The sequence below is a fragment of the Microcoleus asticus IPMA8 genome (assembly GCF_013179805.1).
In the GTDB taxonomy this organism is placed as follows: Bacteria; Cyanobacteriota; Cyanobacteriia; order Cyanobacteriales; family Microcoleaceae; genus Microcoleus; species Microcoleus asticus.
Window position 1 is genome coordinate 18,772 of the sequence record NZ_SRRZ01000076.1, and the last position, 16,334, is coordinate 35,105.

At 46.5% G+C, this 16,334-nt stretch carries 18 protein-coding genes; 14 read left to right on the forward strand and 4 right to left on the reverse strand.

All coding sequences use genetic code 11. The features are described 5' to 3' along the window. Positions 1-167 precede the first annotated feature (167 nt). The gene (locus tag E5S67_RS19750) at positions 168-1,142 is read left to right on the forward strand and encodes a lipoyl synthase (RefSeq protein WP_172190104.1); all 975 of its coding nucleotides are present in this window, start codon (positions 168-170) and stop codon (positions 1,140-1,142) included. Positions 1,143-1,310: 168 nt separating this feature from the next. Further along, positions 1,311-1,415: a photosystem I protein PsaX gene (psaX, locus tag E5S67_RS19755; protein ID WP_333309486.1), complete on the forward strand. Its 105-nt coding sequence runs from the start codon at positions 1,311-1,313 to the stop codon at positions 1,413-1,415. 169 nt (positions 1,416-1,584) lie between these two features. On the opposite strand, the gene E5S67_RS19760 is transcribed toward psaX, so the two are convergent. After that, positions 1,585-1,950 carry a hypothetical protein gene (locus tag E5S67_RS19760; protein ID WP_172190108.1) on the reverse strand — a complete coding sequence of 122 codons (366 nt, stop codon included), beginning with the start codon at positions 1,948-1,950 and terminating at the stop codon, positions 1,585-1,587. 78 nt (positions 1,951-2,028) lie between these two features. Between E5S67_RS19760 and E5S67_RS19765 the strand changes: the two genes are divergently transcribed. After that, positions 2,029-2,655 (forward strand): DJ-1/PfpI family protein, encoded by a 627-nt coding sequence (locus tag E5S67_RS19765; RefSeq protein ID WP_172190110.1) that lies wholly within the window; start codon positions 2,029-2,031, stop codon positions 2,653-2,655. A 242-nt stretch (positions 2,656-2,897) separates the two neighbouring features. Here the strand turns inward: E5S67_RS19765 and E5S67_RS19770 are convergent, their stop codons facing one another. Further along, a complete protein-coding gene (locus E5S67_RS19770; RefSeq protein ID WP_172190112.1) occupies positions 2,898-3,788 on the reverse strand; it encodes a carbohydrate ABC transporter permease in 891 nt (296 codons plus the stop codon). Between the two features lie 59 nt (positions 3,789-3,847). On the opposite strand from E5S67_RS19770, the gene E5S67_RS19775 reads away from it, so the two are divergent. The 3 genes from E5S67_RS19775 to E5S67_RS19785 all read left to right on the forward strand — a co-directional run bounded on the left by E5S67_RS19775 (position 3,848) and on the right by E5S67_RS19785 (position 6,387). Further along, positions 3,848-4,423, forward strand: coding sequence for a GNAT family N-acetyltransferase (locus E5S67_RS19775; protein WP_172190114.1), 576 nt, complete (start codon positions 3,848-3,850; stop codon positions 4,421-4,423). A gap of 190 nt (positions 4,424-4,613) precedes the next feature. Continuing rightward, on the forward strand, positions 4,614-5,285 hold the full coding sequence (purN, locus tag E5S67_RS19780; RefSeq protein WP_172190116.1) for a phosphoribosylglycinamide formyltransferase: 672 nt from the start codon (positions 4,614-4,616) through the stop codon (positions 5,283-5,285). Next, the gene (locus E5S67_RS19785; RefSeq protein ID WP_172190118.1) at positions 5,278-6,387 is read left to right on the forward strand and encodes a methyltransferase domain-containing protein; all 1,110 of its coding nucleotides are present in this window, start codon (positions 5,278-5,280) and stop codon (positions 6,385-6,387) included. Before purN ends, E5S67_RS19785 begins: the two co-directional genes overlap by 8 nt. A 332-nt stretch (positions 6,388-6,719) precedes the next feature. On the opposite strand, the gene rlmN is transcribed toward E5S67_RS19785, so the two are convergent. Further along, positions 6,720-7,829, reverse strand: coding sequence for a dual-specificity RNA methyltransferase RlmN (gene rlmN / locus E5S67_RS19790; protein ID WP_172190120.1), 1,110 nt, complete (start codon positions 7,827-7,829; stop codon positions 6,720-6,722). Between the two features lie 366 nt (positions 7,830-8,195). Here rlmN and lgt point away from each other — a divergent pair, with 366 nt between their 5' ends. The 4 genes from lgt (at position 8,196) to E5S67_RS19810 (ending at position 11,632) form a co-directional block, all read left to right on the forward strand. Beyond that, positions 8,196-9,089 carry a prolipoprotein diacylglyceryl transferase gene (lgt, locus tag E5S67_RS19795; RefSeq protein WP_172190122.1) on the forward strand — a complete coding sequence of 298 codons (894 nt, stop codon included), beginning with the start codon at positions 8,196-8,198 and terminating at the stop codon, positions 9,087-9,089. A 120-nt stretch (positions 9,090-9,209) separates the two neighbouring features. Next, on the forward strand, positions 9,210-10,016 hold the full coding sequence (gene cobM, locus E5S67_RS19800) for a precorrin-4 C(11)-methyltransferase (RefSeq protein WP_172190123.1): 807 nt from the start codon (positions 9,210-9,212) through the stop codon (positions 10,014-10,016). Between the two features lie 144 nt (positions 10,017-10,160). Then, on the forward strand, positions 10,161-11,000 hold the full coding sequence (locus E5S67_RS19805) for a dienelactone hydrolase family protein (RefSeq protein ID WP_172190124.1): 840 nt from the start codon (positions 10,161-10,163) through the stop codon (positions 10,998-11,000). A 149-nt stretch (positions 11,001-11,149) separates the two neighbouring features. Then, entirely contained in the window at positions 11,150-11,632 is a 483-nt protein-coding gene (locus E5S67_RS19810) for a flavin reductase (RefSeq protein ID WP_172190125.1), read from the forward strand. A 106-nt stretch (positions 11,633-11,738) separates the two neighbouring features. Here the strand turns inward: E5S67_RS19810 and E5S67_RS19815 are convergent, their stop codons facing one another. Beyond that, positions 11,739-12,317 carry a pyroglutamyl-peptidase I family protein gene (locus E5S67_RS19815; protein ID WP_425487379.1) on the reverse strand — a complete coding sequence of 193 codons (579 nt, stop codon included), beginning with the start codon at positions 12,315-12,317 and terminating at the stop codon, positions 11,739-11,741. Here E5S67_RS19815 and hisH point away from each other — a divergent pair. The 4 genes from hisH to E5S67_RS19835 all read left to right on the forward strand — a co-directional run bounded on the left by hisH (position 12,307) and on the right by E5S67_RS19835 (position 16,262). Beyond that, positions 12,307-12,942 (forward strand): imidazole glycerol phosphate synthase subunit HisH, encoded by a 636-nt coding sequence (gene hisH, locus E5S67_RS19820; RefSeq protein ID WP_172190126.1) that lies wholly within the window; start codon positions 12,307-12,309, stop codon positions 12,940-12,942. The genes E5S67_RS19815 and hisH overlap by 11 nt on opposite strands. A gap of 114 nt (positions 12,943-13,056) precedes the next feature. Further along, a complete protein-coding gene (rsmD, locus tag E5S67_RS19825) occupies positions 13,057-13,599 on the forward strand; it encodes a 16S rRNA (guanine(966)-N(2))-methyltransferase RsmD (protein WP_172190127.1) in 543 nt (180 codons plus the stop codon). 256 nt (positions 13,600-13,855) lie between these two features. Next, entirely contained in the window at positions 13,856-15,316 is a 1,461-nt protein-coding gene (glmM, locus tag E5S67_RS19830) for a phosphoglucosamine mutase (RefSeq protein ID WP_172190129.1), read from the forward strand. Between the two features lie 400 nt (positions 15,317-15,716). Beyond that, positions 15,717-16,262, forward strand: a complete 546-nt coding sequence (locus E5S67_RS19835; protein ID WP_246276879.1) for a glycosyltransferase family 39 protein — start codon at positions 15,717-15,719, stop codon at positions 16,260-16,262. The last annotated feature ends 72 nt before the right edge of the window (positions 16,263-16,334 follow it).

Sequence of the window (16,334 nt, forward strand, 5' to 3'; positions counted from 1 at the left end):
ATTTGCAACCTTCAGTATATCCCTAACAGAATTCTACCCATAATTCTGGGCGAGTTTAGTTTTGTTGCACTTGGGCGCGATTCTGGTTTAGGGTGAGATTGCTACAAGTTCAGGGGCTTTGATTTCGGATACGATCGAAGGAATTAACTCGATCGCCACTTAATTATATGTCGCCCCAAACTCCTCAAACTCCTACAGTCAAAGCAGTTGCCGCCCAAATGCGGGGTGAAATCGAGGCGATGCCGCAGTGGTTGCGCAGGCCCGTTGGCAAAGCTAGCGAACTTTCGCAAGTGCAAAAAATTATTAAACAGCGGCAAATTCACACGATTTGCGAGGAGGGTAGATGTCCCAACCGGGGCGAGTGCTACGCGCAAAAAACGGCGACTTTTTTGTTGATGGGGCCGACTTGCACCCGCGCTTGTGCTTTTTGTCAAGTAGATAAAGGTCATTCTCCGATGCCCCTAGACCCGGAGGAACCGCAAAAGGTGGCCGAGGCTGTGCAGTTGTTGGGTTTGCGCTATGCGGTGCTGACTTCGGTGGCGAGGGATGATTTGCCGGATGGGGGTGCGGGTTGGTTTGCCAGGACGATCGCCCAAATCCGCATTCTGAACCCGGATACTGAAGTGGAGGTGCTGACGCCGGATTTTTGGGGGGGAACGGGTAGGGGCGGTGCCCCCGTGCCCGCCCCCGACGGGGAGAATTCCGGCCTCGATGAGTTGCAGCGACAGCGGATTCGCACGGTGGTAGAGGCTAAACCGGCTTGTTACAACCACAATATTGAGACGGTGCGTCGGTTGCAAGGGCCGGTGCGGAGGGGGGCGAAGTACGATCGCTCGATCGACGTTCTGCGTATTGTTAAGCAATATGACCCAAATATTCCCACCAAATCCGGTTTGATGTTGGGACACGGAGAAACCGAAGCCGAGATAGTCGAAGCGATGGCCGATTTGCGGGATGCCAAGTGCGATCGGCTCACCCTCGGTCAATACATGAGACCGTCTCTAGAGCACCTCCCAGTGCGCAAATACTGGACGCCGGCCGAATTTGACCGTTTCGGGTCGATCGCCCGGGAGATGGGGTTTGAGCGCGTGCGATCGGGGCCTCTCGTCCGCAGTTCATACCACGCCGGAGAGAGCGATTGAAATTAATCTCTATTTAACTCGGTATAAACTCGTTGTTACAAAAAATAACTCTAGAGGATTGTGCATAAGTGCGACGCTCTCTGCTATTTGTAAATAGAGTGACATTATGAATTAGGAGCTTTACCTATGGCAGAGATAGCGAAGAACCAATTAAAATCCGAGTCCGTGATGAAAACGGGCAAGTTCCCTTACACCTTTCGCGCAGCCTGGTTTCTGTTGCTGTTAGCTATCAATTTTTTGGTTGCAGCCTATTATTTCCATATCATTGAATAGTTCTGCAACTTGATTTTTAGCAGACCCTGCTGCTCTCGACCTCAACGTCGAAGAGACGGAGAGAGGGAGAGGGGGAGAGTTTTGAGTTTTGAGTTGGCGAGAATATGACTTCATCCTTCTAACTAATGACTGCTGACTTCTTCCCTCTTCCTTCTAACTAATGACTCCTCTAGCGATTTCTAGCCGATTCTAGCTTTGACAACCGCTCTTTAATTTTGATAACATCTTGCTTCGTTTCAATTGCCAAAGTTGCTAAATTGTCAAACATCGGGTCTCCCGACCGCACTCTAGGATTTGTCCGACTAGCACCCGGAAGGTTAGGAGACTGAGGCCTGTTAACTCTAGAACCTTGATTCTGCAAACTGTAGATTTGTCCTCTGAGTTCAGAAATTTGAGTTTCTAATTGAGTAATGCGAAATTCTAATTGAGTTGTGGATTGAGCGGGCGTGACAATTGGCGCAACAGCAATTGCTAAGACGCAAGCCAGACAAAAAAGACAGATTTTTATGGCGCGATGGCGAATATTTTTCGGCATAGCTTTAATAATTGAAATTATACCACTTTTACCATAACAAATCGCCCCTATTTTTGGTCTCTATCAGAAGTATGTCTTATGGCAACTAGGAACGTAGCTATTTTAATGTTCGATGATGTCGAGGTACTGGACTTTGCAGGTCCTTTTGAAGTGTTTGCGGTGACATCAGAATTAAGTAAGGGCGATTCCCTTCGGGATAGCTTCGCTTCACGACCTTTTGCAGTCTCTACGGTAGCCGAACATCCCGGTGCTGTCAACGCCCGCAACGGTTTGAGCGTCAATCCCCACTGCACCATTTCCGATTGTCCCCCACCGGATATTTTAATTGTACCGGGAGGACAAGGTACGAGACAGTTAATCAATAATTCAGCAGTTGTTAATTGGATAAAAGATTGTGCGCCAACCGCAGAATTAGTGCTTTCTGTCTGTACGGGTTCGCTGCTTTTAGCAAAAGCTGGCTTGTTGGAAGGTTTGGCAGCAACTACACACCATCTGGCATTGGATTTATTGAGAGAATTAGCTCCCAACACAACTATTATCGAAAATCAGCGATTTGTAGATAACGGCAAAATCATCACCTCTGGGGGAATTTCTGCGGGAATTGATATGTCTTTGCACGTTGTCGGCAAGCTTTTGGGAACAGCACAAGCTGAACAAACAGCAGAGCACATGGAATATAGAATTGGTAATTATGAATCCAGTTAATTCCGTCCTTACGCAAAACCTGTATATCTAGGGTGCGAAGTGCGCACCTCACCGCTATAATTCTTGCGCGTCAAACTACGCATAACCTAATTATACCAATTCTGAAAATCGAGCATCTCTATGGACACGGTAATGCCGTGTCCTACTCCCCGCACCGGAAACGGCATTGCCGTTTCCCTACGGTTCCCTTTTAATAATTGGTATAAGATTGAGAATTGTAGCAAGACTTTTTTAAATAGGTATTAAGAATCTTCGCCCCAAACTTTTAGTTGTAAATAGACTAATACTAAAGCTAAAGCCATCAGGAAAGTTGCCGCTGCGGCTGCATAGCCAAAATCAAATTGCGAAAAAGCTTGCTCGTAAATATAATAAACTAGCAAATTAGTAGAGTTTAAAGGGCCGCCGCCGGTGATGACGTAAACTTGCTCGAAACTCCGCAGGGTAAAAATAGCAGTAGTGACTGTAGCAAATACTAAAGTCGGTCGCAAACCGGGTAAAGTGATGTACAAAAATTGCTGCCAAGCATTAGCTCCATCCAATTCTGCGGCTTCGTAACGATTTACCGGAATTGCTTGCAATCCTGCTAAAAATACTACCATATTAAAGCCTAATTGTTTCCAAACACTGAGCAGAATTATCACTGGCATTGCCCAAACTGTGCTGCTAAGCCAAGGAATTTGATTTAAGCCGATCGCACTTAGGGCACTATTCACCGGGCCTTCGGTTTGAAACAACCACCGCCAACCCAAGCCAACTGCAACTAAAGAGGTAATCGAAGGAATAAAATAAGCGGTGCGGAGAGCTCCTCGCCAAGCAAACGAGCGATTTAGCAAAACTGCTAAGCCCAATGGAATCACTAAACTGGGAATGACTGTCGCAGTAGTAAAATAGAGCGTATTTTGGAGAATTTGCCAGAAATCCGGGTTGGTGACTAGACGCCAGTAGTTGTTCAAGCCAATCCAACGCACTCCCGACTGGGTAAAGCTGCCGCTGGTAAAGCTGAGGTAAAATAAATAGGCGATCGGCCAAATCAAAAAAGTACCCAGAAACAGCAAAGCTGGGGCCAGAAAAGTCCAAGCTGCGATCGAATCATTATCCAACCAGTTAAAACGCCCAAATTTAATCGGAACCATTGGCTTGTAAATTTTAGCTTTTAGTTTTAAATGGTATCACAATATAGGTCTATCTCACAATGAATCTTCTCGATATATTAGCCAATTTACCCACTATAGAAACTGAGAGACTGCTGCTGAGGAAAATTACTTTAAACGATGCCAGCGATATGTTTGAGTATGGTTTAGATCCCGAAGTGTCAAAATACACAACCTGGTCAACTCATACCTCGATCGAAGACACTAAGTATTTTATAAAATCGCTGCTAAAAATGTACAAAAAGCGAGAACTTGTGGATTGGGGAATAGTTCACAAAGCCGATAAAAAATTTATCGGTACTTGCGGATATGTGGGATGGAGCATGACACACAGTCGTGCTGAAATGGGATACGCGATTTCTCGCAAATATTGGAATCAAGGATATATGAGCGAGGCTGTCAATGCAATGATGGAATTCGGCTTTCGGGAAATGCTGTTGAATAGAATTGAGGCTAAATGTAAAGTTAGTAATATTGGTTCGGCGCGCGTCATGGAAAAAGTGGGGATGCAATTGGAAGGAATATTGCGACAGCATTTATTTGTCAAAGGCGAATACTGGGATCTCAAAATTTATTCGATTCTCAGGGAGGATTTTTTTGCCAATCGGCCATATTAGCACTCGTTATATCAATTCCGGCTGCGCCGGAAGGATAAGCGAGGACACGGCAGTGCCGTTTCTTGCGCGCCAGATTAATCGTAGGGACACGGCACTGCCGTGTCCTGATTTCGGTCGGGTAATATTAATTCCGATGCTACCGGAATTGATATTACAGGTGGTACAATTTTGAGAGTAAACTAAAAATTTTATGATAACAGCAAATACCAATTCCACAGATTTTTTGATTGTCCCCGCAATTCCTGCCAAAGTCGAAAAAAATGCTTCTCTTAGTAAGCCCTTAAAACTAGGAGTTTTAGCATCAGGAAGCGGCAGCAACTTCGAGGTAATTGCCCGAGCCATCCAAAATCAACAACTCAACGCTCAAATCCCAGTATTAATTTACAACAACCCCGAAGCCAAAGCTGCAGCCCGAGCCGAAAAATACGGCATTCCCTCGATTCTGCTCAATCACCGCGAGTGCAAAAGCCGTGAAGAATTAGATACAAAAATTGTTAAAACTTTCCAAGAATATGATGTAGAATGGGTAGTTATGGCGGGTTGGATGCGGATCGTTACCAAAGTTTTGCTCGATGCTTTTCCCGATCGCGTTATTAACATTCACCCTAGCTTACTGCCGAGTTTCCCAGGAATTCGCGCCGTCGAGCAAGCACTGGCAGCTAAGGTTAAAATCACCGGCTGTACGGTGCATATCGCCCGTTTAGAAGTAGACAGCGGGCCGATTTTAATGCAGGCTGCGGTGCCAGTATTGCCTGACGATACCGCAGAAACGCTGCACGCTAGAATTCAGGTGCAAGAGCACAAGATTATGCTCGGTGCGATCGCACTTATTGCCGAATCCAATCGAAAATATTGTGACTAAAAACCTAGCCAGTGCCGCATCTATCTCCGAATTGCCCGTCAGCGAATCACCCGAAACAGGCCCGCCGCTGATAGACTCGAATCGCCTGAAATTAATTCTCAAAGAAAGGCTAAAAAAGAACATCGGCATCAAGGGAGAATTCTATCTGCCTTGCTTGCCATCGATGCTAGACGACTATCTTAAATTACTCTCAGACTTCTTAAACATTCTCGGACAAAACATCGACGCTGCCCAAGCCAAAAACTTGCGAACATTAATCGCCAACGCCTTAGCAGAAGGATTCAAAAATTCTCCCCACGCTAATCTCATAGTTTCATATTTTCCCGCCAATTCCCAAAATGGTTTAGCCGGTGGCATTACTCTGAATACCAAGATTCAAATCGAATCGATGGCCCAGAAATATCATAGCTGGCCGGATATTCGCCCCGAACCTTTATTCGGCAGCCATCCCGATGCCAAAGTTATCGCCATTGCCGCCGAATTAGGCGAACCGGGAAAAGCACCTATTTTAGATGTTGGTGCGGGTCCAGGGCGCAATAGTTTGCCCTTAGCAAGGTTAGGCCATTCCGTAGATGCGATCGAACTAACACCCATATTTGCCGAAAAACTATCAGCAGCAGCAACCGCCGAAAACTTGCCGGTAAATGTCACCCAAGGCGACGTTTTAGACCCATTATTGAGGATGAAAACTTATCGGTACAAATTAGCCATTGCTACCGAAGTTCTCTCTCATTTCCGCTACCCCGAACAAGTCCGCCTGTTCCTCGGCAAAATGTCCGATGCCGTTTTAAGCGGCGGGTTTATCTTATTCAGTGCTTTCTTAGCTGTAGATGGGTACGAACCCGACGAGATGGCAAAACAAATGTCTGAATTGTGTTGGTCTTATCTGATTACCAAACAAGAATTGCAAGCAGCAATAGAGGGTTTGCCCTTAGAAATTATTTCTGATGAATCTGTGATTGAATACGAACAAAAACATTTGCCTGACTCGGCGTGGCCGCCGACACCTTGGTTTGCGAGTTGGGCTAGCGGGCGCGATTTATTTCCAGTCCAACAAACACCGCCGTTGGAGTTGCGGTGGATACTTGTTAAACGCTTGTAAATAGTTAGTATGGTGCGTCAATCGATTTTAGATTTTAGATTTTAGATTTTAGATTCAAGAATCGAAGCATTGACCCCACGGATAAATCCGGGGGCTTGTATCCTGGATGCTTTCGGCCACAATTTAGTTTATCGATGATTGATAAAATAACGCGGTCTAACTCACATCTTGCACCATTCTTAAGAACAGGCAAGATGCCTGTTCCACAAAGATGGAGTTTTCTTCTTGTGGGGTGGGCAGGAGAGCCCGCCCGCAAAAGGCTAATTGAGAATGGTGCAACATCTCAGAGCTCACGCACCATACGACAATTTTTAGGGATTAAAAATCCAATCCTAAACCTCGGATGCCCGCAATTGTCCGCAGGCGGCATCTGCTTCTAAGCCGCGAGAATATCGCACGCTAACTGCAATTTTCTTTTCCTTCAAAACCGCAACGAAACTGTTAATCCGATTGGGAGTCGGTCGCTTATATTCAGCTTCCTGAATCGGATTGTAAGGAATCAAATTGACGTGACACTGAAAACCGCGCAAGTGAGTTGCTAACTCGGCTGCGTGTTCCGGTAAGTCATTCACACCGGCTAAAAGTACGTATTCAAAACTCAATCTACGTCCAGTCGATCGCACATATTCCCGACATTCGGCAATTAACTCACCCAAAGGATAAGGGCGGGCGCTAGGAATTAACTCTTCGCGCAATCTTTGGTTGGAAGCGTGGAGGCTGACGGCGAGGGTAACTTGCAGTTGATGTTCAGCTAGTTGGCTGATGCGATTGCGAATTCCTACTGTGGAAATGGTGATGTTTCGCTGTCCAATTCCTACGTCTTGATTCAAACACTTGACAGCAGCTACAACATTATCGAAATTCAGCAGGGGTTCGCCCATTCCCATAAATACGATGTGGCTGACTCTGCGGCCGAAATCTTGCTGTACTGTCAAAACTTGATCGACGATTTCGTGTTTTTCTAAATTGCGCTTGAAACCGCCTTTCCCAGTAGCGCAAAAGTCGCAGCCCATCGCGCAGCCAACTTGGGCTGAGACGCACACAGTCAGCCGTTTATCGGTGGGAATGCCTACTGTTTCAATGATTTGACCGTCTGCCAATTTTAAGAGATACTTTACCGTGGCGTCTGGTGCGACGGATCGATAGTGAATGGTCGATCGCCCGATCGGAATTTTAGCAACAGTCTCGCGCCACTGTTTCGAGAATACAGAAATGTCAGAGATCGATCGCGCACCTTTCTCATAAATCCACTGGTACAACTGCTTTCCCCGATAAGCCGGTTGTCCCTGCTGCTGTACCCACTCCGTTAACTCAGCTAAACTCGCCCCCAGCAAGGGCGGAATTTTACCCGACTCAACAGCCAAAGCAGCAGTCTTGCGAGACTGATTCGCGCCCCTGGAATTACCAGAAGAGTACACCTGAGAAACGGAAGTAGGAGACATAGGTCATCAGAAAATTTAAAGCCATCCTCCATATTAAAACTTCTCGACCAAAACTGCCGTTAATCCTCCAGAAGGCACTTATGCAGAAAGCAGAAGGCGGAATCTCGATCCGGCTAAATCCCTTAATAAGGGGAAGTTTAAGAATAATCCGGTTCCCCCCTTAAAAAAGGGGGGTTAGGGGACTCTTATTGTGGACTCACAAAAAAAACTCCAGACAGCAATCTGCCAAATCAAGAATCCAGTTAATATTTGGTAAAATTCCCCAAAAATTGCGTGTAAATGACCGCAGCCACCTAAAATAAACTCTGGAGTTTGTTAAAGGGTGTGCAAATTTGACAGCTTTCCATCACAATTAATGCAACTTTTATGGTGCTAAATATTCTTGCGCTGCCCTTAGCGTTTCAATTTACATCGCCGGGTCCAATTATCTTTCAACTTGGCCCCGTAGCCATTCGCTGGTACGGGCTGTTAATAGCTTCTGCCGTCTTGATTGGGGTCAGCCTGTCCCAATACTTGGCCCAAAAACGCCGCGTCAACCCGGAATTGTTGGGTGATTTGGCAATTTGGCTGGTTCTGGGCGCTATTCCCTGTGCTCGAATTTATTACGTGGCTTTCGAGTGGCCGCAATACACCCAGAGGCCAGAGGATATTATTGCGATTTGGAAAGGCGGAATTGCCATTCACGGGGCGATTTTGGGTGGCACGATCGCAGCTTTAATTTTTGCTAAAATTCAGCGAGTTTCTTTTTGGCAATTGGCAGATTTAATCGCGCCTTCGGCAATTCTCGGTCAGGCGATCGGACGCTGGGGAAATTTCTTTAACTCCGAAGCTTTTGGCGGTCCTACGGATTTGCCTTGGAAACTCTATATTCCGCCAAACAGCCGCCCGCCCGCCTACGCTAATTTTGAATACTTCCACCCCACATTTCTCTACGAATCCCTGTGGAATTTGACAGTATTTGGGTTGCTTCTGACTTTGTTTTTCCGCGATTTGCAGGGCAAAATTCGCTTTAAAACAGGTGCTTTATTTTTGGTTTATATCGCAGCTTACAGTTCCGGTCGAATCTGGATTGAAGGGTTGCGAACTGATAGTTTGATGTTCGGGCCGCTGCGGACGGCGCAAATGGTAAGCTTGACTGGGATTGTTTTAGGGTTGGGCGGGTTGGCTTGGCTTTATTTGCTCGATCGACCTTTGCCAGATGTTGTCTCCCCCAATAGCGATCGGTCCAAGATCACTCCGAAATTGCCAGAGGATCAATAAAAAACCCCAGAGAGGTTAGTCTCTAGGGTTCAAAACCAGGGTGCATCTACCATCTCTTACTTCCAACCAAAATAGGTACATCCGGAAGCGTCCGTAAATTTAGCAAATTTTTTAGCAGCAATGAGTTTGAAAGAGATTGAAGCCCTAATTCCAGGAGTATACATTGTAGGTGCAGGCCCGGGAGACCCGGATTTGTTGACCGTTAAGGCTCAAAAATTACTGGCTGCTGCTGATGTCATATTATTTGCTGATTCGCTAGTCCCAGAGCAAATTTTGCAGGGGGTGCGCGCGGATGCTGAAACGATCCAAACTGCCGATAAAACTCTCGAAGAGATTGTACCTTTGATGGTGCAACGAGTGCGCGACAGAAAAAGCGTCGTCCGTCTGCATTCGGGCGATCCCTGTCTCTACGGGGCCGTCGGCGAACAAATGCAAGCTTTGGCCTCCGAGGGAATTGCTTTTGAGGTAATCCCGGGAATTAGCGCTTTTCAACTTGCGGCGGCTAAACTTAAAATTGAGTTGACAGTTCCGGGAGTTGTGCAGACAATTATTTTGACGCGAATTAGCGGCAGAACCGAAGTACCGGAACGCGAAGAATTGGCGAGTTTAGCGGCTCATCAAGCGAGTTTGTGCCTGTATTTGAGCGCCCGCCATGTCGAAAAAGCTCAAGCTAAATTGATGGAACATTACCCATCTGATTTGCCTGTAGCGATTTGTTATCGGTTGGGCTGGCCCGATGAAAAAATTGTGCTAGTTCCCCTTGACAAAATGGCCGTTGCTACGCGCGAAAATAATTTGCTCAGAACGACAATGTATGTCATTAGTCCGGCGTTGGGAAAATCAGCAGAAGGGCGATCGCGCTTGTACCATCCAGAGCACGATCGGCTTTTCCGACCCTCGAAGGAAGTTCGGCAACGGATTTTGTAACGGATGTAACGGATGTCAGGAAAAAGAAAGAAGAAAGAAGGAAGAAGGAGCAATTATGAAGTAACCAATTACCAACTACCAACTACCAATTCCCAATTCCCAATTCCCCAATCTAAAATCTAAAATCTAAAATCTAAAATCGCCATGACTGATTTAACTCGCAGACAATTTATCACTGTCACCGCATTAAGCGCCGGATTTGCGTTAGCCGTTCATCCTATTGCGGCTGCCGTTATCAATACCGATGCTGCTGGTTTAATAGCAGGTGAGGTAAAAATTCCCGTCAAAGACGGGCAAATTCCAGCCTACAGAGCAATGCCAGCCAGCGGCAGCAATTTTCCAGTAATTTTAGTAATTCAAGAAATCTTCGGAGTTCACGCCCACATTCAAGATATTTGCCGCCGTTTTGCTAAATTAGGTTATTTAGCGATCGCCCCAGAAATGTTTGCCCGTCAAGGTGATGTTTCTAAAATCACCGACATCCAAGAAATTATTAGTAAAGTTGTCTCGAAAGTTCCCGACGCTCAAGCTATGTCCGATTTAGATGCTACCGTAGAGTGGGCACAAAAGTCAGGAAAAGGCAATATTAATAAGTTGGGAATTACAGGATTTTGCTGGGGTGGCAGAATGGTTTGGCTGTACTCTTCCCACAACCCAAAAGTCAAAGCTGGAGCGGCTTGGTACGGGCGTTTGGTTGGCAATTCTACGGCTTTAACTCCCAAACAGCCGATCGACCTTGCAGCAACTTTGAAAGTGCCTGTATTGGGGCTTTACGGCGGCAAAGACGAGTCAATTCCCAACGATACAGTCGAGAAAATGCGCCAAGTTCTCAAAACTGGCAGCAGCGGTTCCGAAATTGTGCTTTATCCAGATACGCCCCACGGTTTTAACGCTGACTATCGCCCCACTTACCGGGAAAAAGAAGCTAAGGATGCTTGGAAACAGATGCAAGATTGGTTTAAGAAGCACGGAGTTGCACAATAGTTTTGAGTTGTTAATTTTGACTTAAAACTGGTGTCAAGTTTGGGATCGAAAAAGGCAATATTAGCGAATAGCCCTTAAGACAGGTGGGTTTGTCGGCCCGACATTGGTAAACTGGGCGGTGTAGAATTATCGATCGAACAGGTAAGCCCGTGCTAGACGAACAAGCTAAAAAGACCATCTTGCGGAAAATCCCTCACGGATTGTACATCTGCGGTGTCAAAGACGGGGAGGAAGTCAACGGTTTCACCGCTAGCTGGGTGATGCAATCTTCCTTTACCCCTCCCTTAGTTGTCAACTGCGTCAAGCAAGACTCCAAATCCCACAGCATGATCAAAGCCAGCGGTGTGTTTGCTTTAAGTTTCCTAGAAGCAGGTCAAAAAGACTTAGCCCAGAAATTCTTCAAGCAGCAGCGCCGCGTTGGCAATAAATTTGAGGATGTAGAATTTTATCCCGGCGCGGAAACTGGTTGTCCGATTATCTCGGATTCTCTGGGTTACATCGAGTGCAAAGTTGTCGGTGCTGTGGAACACGGGGATCACACGGTTTATGTGGGAGAAGTTTTGGCCGCAGGCGTCCACCGAGAAGGCAATCCGTTGCTGCTAGAAAGCACCGGTTGGAATTACGGCGGCTAAAGACTTGGCAGTTGTTAGTAAAAAAAACTAACACTGAGAAACCCGGTTTCTTTAAAAGTCCGGGTTTCTGAACACTAAACAAATTTTTATGTTGAATTAGAGCGACCTATTTATTAATTGCGAGAGTTAGGCGACGCATCACTAATAAAAAATCAGCGACCATTGTGTCAGCGTTGTCTGGAGTTAAAATTGGTACGTGGACGAAAATACATTTAGCGGCTATTTGAGAATCGCAAATATGTTTTAAAACCGCATAATACAGAGCTTCGCAAACAAATTTTCCGGCTTCGTGACTGATTTCTGTTGCAGCTAAATCAGCGACTAGCGGTTCGAGATTAACTGCTGTTTTCCGAATGTCGCTCTCGCAGCAAGCGCAAGATTCTACGGTTAATTTTTGCCGACTTTCGGCCATGCCGCAGCAGATAATAGTGTCTGGTTGGAGTTGGTTGATTTCGGCGATCGCCAAATTCGGTGCTAGCTGAAAATCTACTGGCAGTTTCCTCAAAAAAGTCAGGGAATCAGGCAAAGATTTGATTTGGGAAATCTTGGCTAATAAGTCGTCGGAAGAGTTGGATTGCTGATGGGGAAGCCAAGTATCAAATGAGGTTAGCAGGATTTTCGCCGTCATATTTGTGCAATAATACTGATATTGATAATATAAGGCAAGTAAGTCAATGTCTGTCATTGCAGTAATAGACTATGGCATGGGCAATCTGCACTCAGTCTGTAAAGGCTTGGAAAATGTGGGTGCAGTGCCAAAAATTACAGATTCTCCTGCTATAATCGAGCAGGCTGATGCGGTGGTTTTGCCGGGAGTTGGTTCGTTTGACCCGGCAATGCAGAATTTACGATCGCGCAATTTGATAGAACCGATAAAAAGTGCGATCGCCTCGGGAAAACCTTTTTTAGGCATTTGTTTGGGTTTGCAAATTCTGTTTGAAAGTTCCGAAGAAGGTGTAGAACCTGGATTGGGGGTTATTGCGGGAAAAGTACGCCGATTTCGATCGGAACCGGGTTTGACAATTCCGCACATGGGATGGAATCAATTGCAATTTACTCAGCCGGATTTGCCGCTGTGGGAAAAATTACCGTCCGATCCTTGGGTTTATTTCGTGCATTCTTATTATGTCGATCCGGTGGAGTTGGAAGTGCGATCGGCAATGGTGACTCACGGCAGTCAAAACGTGACGGCGGCTATAGCTAAAGACAATTTGATGGCCGTACAATTTCACCCGGAAAAGTCTTCGAGTACGGGATTGCAAATGCTGTCAAATTTTGTCAGTCTGGTGAGGGAAAAAGTACCTGCTTAGGTAGCATGAATCTTGAAAAACCCGGTAGATTGCCGAAACCGGGTTTGACATTTTTAAAAGTCATTTTCCTTCTTCCTTCTTCCTTCTTCCTTCTTCCCTCTTCCTTCTTCCTAAATGACTTTAAGAATCTCTGGCAACCGCCAAATAAAAACCCTGCCGGGACTCGCAACTCGCCCTACACCTTCGCGAGTCAGAGAAGCTTTATTTAATATTTGGCAAGGGACGATCGCAGATTGCAGATGGCTTGACATTTGTACCGGCAGCGGTTCGATGGGTGCAGAAGCTTTGTGTCGTCAAGCGGCGAGTGTCACGGGCATCGAACAGTCGGCGAAAGCTTGTGCGATTATCCGGGAAAACTGGGAGCAAGTAGCAGACTCGTCCCAAACATTCCAAATACTGCGGGGAAACGCGACGGCGAAGTTGGCAACATTAGCGGGCCAGCAGTTCGATCGCATTTACTTCGATCCGCCCTACGCCAGCGACTTGTACGAACCTGTGTTAAACACGATCGCCAGCCAAGAAATGCTAGCACCAAACGGCGAAATGGCCGTCGAACACAGCCCGGAGCGATCGACACAACCGATTTCCGGCCTAGAAATTTGCCGCCAGAAAATATACGGCAATACAGCATTAACCTTTTACACACGCAGTGGCTGACAGGCTCAAACAGCAGCAGCCTCACTCCTCGACGCAGAAAGAAACCGGGTTTCATGGCGTTGGCGCGCCCGGGACTAAAAGTTTTTCCCCTGGATACAATACAAATTTTTCCGATGAAGTTAAGCTTTGTGCGTAGGTTGTCAGAGCAAGTTGCCTCAGCAATTGACGAAATAAATGGAGTTTAGGCTGAAAATAAAGACTTTCAGTTGTAACATGAACCCAAAGTGTGAGTGTGAATATTCCTAAAGGAGTGAATATGGTTCAGACACCTTCGCGCCCTCGTGGCAGCGAGTTTCCGGCTGCTAACTCGGTACAGCCAGTCAAACGGGATACGATTATGGTGGGAGATAGCCTCCCCCTGCCCAATACCAAACTCTTCGGCACAGACGGCATTCGCGGGAAAGTTGGAGAATTGCTGAATGCACCCTTAGCGCTGCAAGTGGGCTTCTGGGCTGGACAAGTTCTACGCCAAAATACCCCCAACCAGGGGCCTGTGATTTTGGGGCAAGACAGCAGGAATTCCAGCGATATGCTGGCAATGGCACTGTCAGCGGGTTTGACAGCCGCCGGTTTGGAAGTGTGGAATTTGGGATTGTGTCCCACTCCCTGCGTTGCTTATCTGGCAAGCATTTCGGAGTCTGTCGGCGGAGTGATGATTTCGGCTTCTCACAATCCCCCAGAAGACAACGGCATTAAGTTTTTCGGCTCAAACGGCTCGAAGCTGTCGCAGCAGTTGCAGGAACAAATCGAAGCGGGAATCCGGGGGGCAAAGGTTCCGGTTGCTAGCTTGGGTTGGGGGCAGCACTACCATCGGTCTGAGTTGATTAAAGATTATGCCACTTCGCTCTGTGATTCGCTGCAAAAGATGAATTTGGAGGGAATGCGAATAGTTTTGGATTTGGCTTGGGGGGCGGCTGCGGGTTTGGCGCCGGCGGTGTTCGCACAAATGGGGGCGGATGTGATCTGTTTGCACGACACTCCTGATGGATCTCGTATTAATGTTAACTGCGGTTCTACTCATCTCGACAGTTTGCAAGCTGCGGTTTTGGAACACAATGCCGATTTGGGATTTGCTTTTGACGGCGATGCCGATCGGGTTTTGGGTGTTGACAACCAAGGTCGAACGATTGACGGCGATTACATTCTTTATCTGTGGGGCCGGCAGTTGCGTGACTCCCAACAGTTACCATCCAATTTAATTATTTCTACTGTAATGGCTAACCTCGGCTTCGAGCGAGCTTGGGAAGAATTGGGCGGCAAACTAACTAGAACGAACGTGGGAGATCAGTACGTTCACGCTGAAATGCAGCGCACCGGTTCGATGTTGGGCGGCGAACAATCTGGACACATTCTTTGTCCGCATTACGGTGTCAGCGGCGACGGTTTGCTAACAGCTTTGCATTTGGCTTCGCTGGTGCGCCAGTCCGGGCAATCTTTGGCACAATTGGTAAGTGGCAGTTTCCAAACTTATCCGCAGTTGCTGCGAAATATTCGGGTGGACGATCGCGAAAAACGTCTAAAATGGCACGAGTGCGACGCAATGCAAAAGGCGATCGATCTTGCTACAACTGCAATGGGAGAACAGGGACGGGTTTTGGTTCGCGCTTCAGGCACTGAACCGCTAATGCGAGTTATGGTGGAAGCTGCCAGCGCCGAATTGGCTAATTTCTGGACTGAAAATTTAGTTTTAGCCGTTGGGCAACACATAGCTATCTGATGGAAATGGGGAATTAATCTGAAGGAAGAAGGAAGAAGGAAGAAGGAAGAAGGAAGAAGGAAGAAGGAAGAAGGAAGAAGGAAGAAGGAAGAAGGAAGAAGGAAGAATCCTCTAGATAAATATAGGGGCTATTGAAACCAATTTCTCATTCTTTATTCCCTCTTGCTTATTCCCTCTGTCCTAAATCACTAAATCCTTCTTTCTTCATTTCCCCATTTCTGATTTTATGAATAGCAAATCAATTCAAAATGGGCGGTTGCATCGAATTTAGTTAAAAGTTTTAATTGTCGTCATATTAATAACGGGGATATTTTTTCGATTTACTAACCTCGATCGCAAAGTCTACTCCTTCGACGAATCTATCACCTCGCTGCGAATTGCTGGCTACACCTGGACGGAAATGGTGCAGCAAGATTTTCAAGGCAAAACAATTAGCGTCGCAGATTTGCAGCGGAAATACCAGCAGATAAATCCCGAAAAAAGTTGGTTGGATACTGTTAAAGGTTTAGCTACAGAAGAACCTCAACTGTCCCCACTGTATTTTATTTTAGCCAGATTTTGGGTGCAGTTGTTCTGCCCGCAAGTGGCGACTGTCAGAAGTCTTTCAGCTTTGATTAGTTTGTTAGTTTTTCCCAGCATTTATTGGCTGTGCTGGGAATTATTTCGCTCTGAGTCTGCGGGATGGGTGGCTGTTACAATCGTCGCTGTTTCACCCTTTCACGTCTTGTACGCGCAAGAGGCAAGACCGTACATGATGTTTGCAGTTGTCGTCTTGCTGTCGAATGCAATTCTGCTGCGGGCGTTAGCGAAGCCCTCGAAGAGGATCGCCCTACAAAATTCTCCCACCACATCTAAATTGAGCAAGGCTGTTTGGTCTATTTATGCGATCGCCTTGACTTTAGGACTTTATTCGAGTTTATTATTTTTGTATCGGCTCAATAAATAGAGGGAGCAGTTATTCTAGTTGCCAAGACAAGCCCAAGGGATGAAGAGAAGATTTTTCGCGAATAATAGTAGA

What these genes read in the sequence shown, in the direction of transcription:
- rsmD (WP_172190127.1), top strand. Translation starts at nt 13,057, where the DNA reads ATGACTTTAAGAATCTCTGGCAACCGCCAAATAAAAACCCTGCCGGGA.
- E5S67_RS19835 (WP_246276879.1), top strand. Translation starts at nt 15,717, where the DNA reads ATGGTGCAGCAAGATTTTCAAGGCAAAACAATTAGCGTCGCAGATTTG.
- rlmN (WP_172190120.1), bottom strand. Translation starts at nt 7,829, where the DNA reads ATGTCTCCTACTTCCGTTTCTCAGGTGTACTCTTCTGGTAATTCCAGG.
- glmM (WP_172190129.1), top strand. Translation starts at nt 13,856, where the DNA reads ATGGTTCAGACACCTTCGCGCCCTCGTGGCAGCGAGTTTCCGGCTGCT.
- E5S67_RS19750 (WP_172190104.1), top strand. Translation starts at nt 168, where the DNA reads ATGTCGCCCCAAACTCCTCAAACTCCTACAGTCAAAGCAGTTGCCGCC.
- E5S67_RS19770 (WP_172190112.1), bottom strand. Translation starts at nt 3,788, where the DNA reads ATGGTTCCGATTAAATTTGGGCGTTTTAACTGGTTGGATAATGATTCG.
- E5S67_RS19775 (WP_172190114.1), top strand. Translation starts at nt 3,848, where the DNA reads ATGAATCTTCTCGATATATTAGCCAATTTACCCACTATAGAAACTGAG.
- hisH (WP_172190126.1), top strand. Translation starts at nt 12,307, where the DNA reads ATGTCTGTCATTGCAGTAATAGACTATGGCATGGGCAATCTGCACTCA.
- psaX (WP_333309486.1), top strand. Translation starts at nt 1,311, where the DNA reads ATGAAAACGGGCAAGTTCCCTTACACCTTTCGCGCAGCCTGGTTTCTG.
- E5S67_RS19805 (WP_172190124.1), top strand. Translation starts at nt 10,161, where the DNA reads ATGACTGATTTAACTCGCAGACAATTTATCACTGTCACCGCATTAAGC.
- E5S67_RS19760 (WP_172190108.1), bottom strand. Translation starts at nt 1,950, where the DNA reads ATGCCGAAAAATATTCGCCATCGCGCCATAAAAATCTGTCTTTTTTGT.
- E5S67_RS19815 (WP_425487379.1), bottom strand. Translation starts at nt 12,317, where the DNA reads ATGACAGACATTGACTTACTTGCCTTATATTATCAATATCAGTATTAT.
- cobM (WP_172190123.1), top strand. Translation starts at nt 9,210, where the DNA reads ATGAGTTTGAAAGAGATTGAAGCCCTAATTCCAGGAGTATACATTGTA.
- purN (WP_172190116.1), top strand. Translation starts at nt 4,614, where the DNA reads ATGATAACAGCAAATACCAATTCCACAGATTTTTTGATTGTCCCCGCA.
- E5S67_RS19765 (WP_172190110.1), top strand. Translation starts at nt 2,029, where the DNA reads ATGGCAACTAGGAACGTAGCTATTTTAATGTTCGATGATGTCGAGGTA.
- lgt (WP_172190122.1), top strand. Translation starts at nt 8,196, where the DNA reads ATGGTGCTAAATATTCTTGCGCTGCCCTTAGCGTTTCAATTTACATCG.